The sequence below is a fragment of the Thermodesulfobacteriota bacterium genome (assembly GCA_036397855.1).
Classification (GTDB): Bacteria; Desulfobacterota_D; UBA1144; order Nemesobacterales; family CSP1-2; genus DASWID01.
Genome location: DASWID010000077.1, coordinates 1 through 3,255 on the forward strand (window position 1 = coordinate 1; position 3,255 = coordinate 3,255).

General features: G+C 43.3%; 3 protein-coding genes. 1 reads left to right on the forward strand and 2 read right to left on the reverse strand.

The features are described from left to right. Positions 1 to 837, forward strand: an 837-nt coding sequence (locus VGA95_05780; protein HEX9666055.1) for an aminotransferase class V-fold PLP-dependent enzyme, incomplete at its 5' end; no start/stop codon positions are given. A gap of 139 nt (positions 838 to 976) precedes the next feature. Here the strand turns inward: VGA95_05780 and VGA95_05785 are convergent. Both VGA95_05785 and VGA95_05790 read right to left on the reverse strand, forming a co-directional pair. Continuing rightward, complete coding sequence (locus tag VGA95_05785; GenBank protein HEX9666056.1) at positions 977 to 1,447, reverse strand: DNA polymerase ligase N-terminal domain-containing protein; 471 nt, start codon at positions 1,445 to 1,447, stop codon at positions 977 to 979. Between the two features lie 33 nt (positions 1,448 to 1,480). Then, entirely contained in the window at positions 1,481 to 2,836 is a 1,356-nt protein-coding gene (locus VGA95_05790; protein ID HEX9666057.1) for a prolyl oligopeptidase family serine peptidase, read from the reverse strand. Positions 2,837 to 3,255: the final 419 nt, after the last annotated feature.

Here is a 3,255-nt window from a genome sequence, read left to right on the forward strand (position 1 = left end):
TATTACTCTACCCTGGAATCTCTCGACTTGAGATCGCTCAGGACGGGTGCCACAGTTCGAAAGATAAGCCTTCACAACGGAAGCTATAACACATCTACAGACGAGTTAGTCGGCAATGTCTACCGCTCAATCAGCCCCGGGACAAGGGTTATTGCTCTTACCTGGGTTCATTCCAGCACGGGGCTTAAAATACCGGTGAAAGAAATCGCAGAAACGATATCATCCATTAATAAGTCCAGAGCAGATGAGGATAGAGTACTTCTATGCGTTGATGGCGTTCACGGGCTAGGGGTTGAAAACGTTAATATAGAGGAGGTCGGATGCGACTTTTTCGTCGCCGGCACGCATAAATGGATGTTTGGGCCGAGAGGGACAGGAATATTTTGGGGAAGAGATGATGCATGGAAAGACGTGGTTGCCACTATACCAACATTTTCGAGAAGTGAAACAGCAGGTCAAGCTATGACACCGGGAGGCTTTCATTCATTCGAGCATCGTTGGGCACTCAATGAGGCCTTTGATTTCCAGCGCACAATTGGCAAGGAGCAGGTTGAAAAGCGTATCCACCAGCTCAACACCCAGCTAAAAGAGGGATTGAGAAACATGAGCAGTGTTACTTTACACACTCCCGTGTCGGAAGAATTATCCGCAGGCTTAGTCTGTTTTGAAGTAGATGGGTTCACTCCCTATGAGGTGGTGAAACGACTGGAGGATAGATATATTATTGCAACCACAACACCCGGCACGTATAAGGAAAGATATGTTAGATTGGCCCCGGGTTTATTGAATAATCCTTCAGAAGTCGAAAGAACCTTGGCTGCAATAAGAGAATTGTGAAAATCAAGGCAGATTAACCCTACAATTCTTAAACTGTATAACGATAATGGTCACACGCTCTCTTATATTCTGGCGCCGCGCAATTTAGATAAAGGTGGGCCCTATTTCCATCGATAATTCCCAGTTTTTCAGGTAATAATTAGTATGTTTCGCAGGGAGGCTTTCGAACCTCCAACTTTGATATTTTATTTTTGGTGAGGCTTGTCTGGAGTTTCCAACCTGATTTTGCATATTGATCCTTACCTTTAATGAGAAGCCATTGGTTTTCTTTCCCCTTACCTCTGAGACGAACCAGCCTGTAGGTGCCGATAAGTATCTTCCCTTTCAGGAAGAAGCTAATCATATTCTCGTTCTTCTCAATAAAATCAAATGTCCCGCTATCCCACACTACGACTGGTCCCGCTCCATACGTTCCTTCTGGAATTATCCCTTCGAAATCAAAGTATTCTAAAGGGTGATCTTCTACCAAGATAGCTAATCGCTTCTCTGATGGGTCCATAGAGGGTCCTTTTGGAATTGTCCAAGACCGAAGAACCCCTTCCATTTCTAAACGAAAATCATAGTGCAAACGGGTAGCATCATGTTCATGAACGACAAACCGGTTCACCATACTTAAAGCATACCATATTACATTTTTCCAAAATCAAAATGTTAATTCAATTTCCTTATGCTCTTCTTCAACATCAAATCTTTGAATTCCCTCCCCAGTTTCTATATCAACCGCGCCCGGTAGCTTTAGTAAATTTGAATCCAAGTTTAATTTTATCCTACCTATGTTCTTAAGCTCGAGCTTAACTCTGTTTTCCCCAGCGATTTCGGCCTTTATGTTTAACGGCTCTTCAATCCTAAGAGGTGAGAAATCAATCCAGAAAATGCTACTTTTATAAAGCCCATTGGGGGCCGTGTACCTGATACATTTTGGAAATCTGTTCCTAGTAAATCTCTTGAACCAGCTAAATACCTTGGGTAAATCCTCATCCACCATAAACCAGGTGTGACCGTATTCAGGATAGTTGGTAAGCTCCGTTGGCGCCCCGAGCTTTTTTAATATCCCTTGAAGGGTAAGCGCCTCATCAAAAGGAATAGCCTCATCGGCACCCCCATGGGAAATGTACAGAGGGAAATCCTTCAAATTCAATAACATCCTTTGTGGATAGTCCAGGCCTTCTAAAAAATCCTCCAATTGTTCCCTTGTCATGCTTTCTATTTTTTCCTTGTAAGACCTTAGGCGGTAAGGTCCAAATACAACTGCGGAAGCAGCAATTAAGTCGGGATAATAGAGGGAAACAAGCAGGGCTTCAAGCCCCCCGTAGGACATGCCGGTGACAAACACCTGGTCTTCGTCTACAGGGAAGACCTCTTTAACGGCCTCAAGAAGCTCTGGAAAAACATCCAATTTACCCTGCCGTATATACTCGCCACCCAGTGTAACAGAAGGTATAACTGCCAGGAATCCATTTTGTCTGCCATACAAATGAAGTTCTTGAGACTTGATATAGTTATTTAAACATATGACAACCGGTAACTTCTCTTTTCCGTTCTCATGCTTCAGGGGGATGTAGCGAAAATCAAAGTTCCTATTGTACTTAGTTGAGGGATATGTTCTCAGATAAATTCCTCGGCCTTCCAGAGTGAATTTATGCCTCTCAGGGTCTCCCTCAGCCAGAATATCGCCCTTCTCTCCGATAAAAATAACCGAGTTAGCGCCTCCTGCAACATCGGGATTCAAGTCTCTATTATTTGGATCGTTAACCCAGTTTCCGTCAACAATAAATTTATAATCGCAGGATCTGTTTGGCTTAAGTTCTAAAACTGCCCTCCACACATCATCCCTTCCCTTTATTAAAGGGGTTTCTCGCCTCTTCCATCCATTGAAATCCCCCGCCAGGAAAATCTCCTTAGCCCCGGGAGAATAGTAGCTGAAGAGGAACCCCTCTTTCACTTGAACTGGTTTGGTTGCCCACCAACCTTCGTATTGACTTACTATACCAACAATCATTAGTTTAGACTCCTTTCTCCAGATAATTTATAGTGTTTTTTTCTATCCATCGACCTGTGGATTGAATATTCAATTCTTATTATAAATACGAAATCTCGGTTTAATAGCAATAACACTTACAAGCGCTAAATAAAATCTATATCGGGGTCATTTGTGGCAACGCCACGAAGCAATCTCCTATTCGACCCCCTACCCTTCCTTACCCCATCTGTTCGCCCTGAGCTTGTCGAAGGGTCGAAGGGCCGATACAGAATCTCACAGTTATTGGCCAGTTCCTAAATTCCCAATTCTGTTATATAATTAATTCATTCTCATGTGTGACCCGGTGCTAATAGCTGCAATCCTCGAGGAATTAGGGTACCTCGACGAAAAGAAAAAAAAGGACACGAATCACGAAGTTCATGATAAGGGAACTGCAA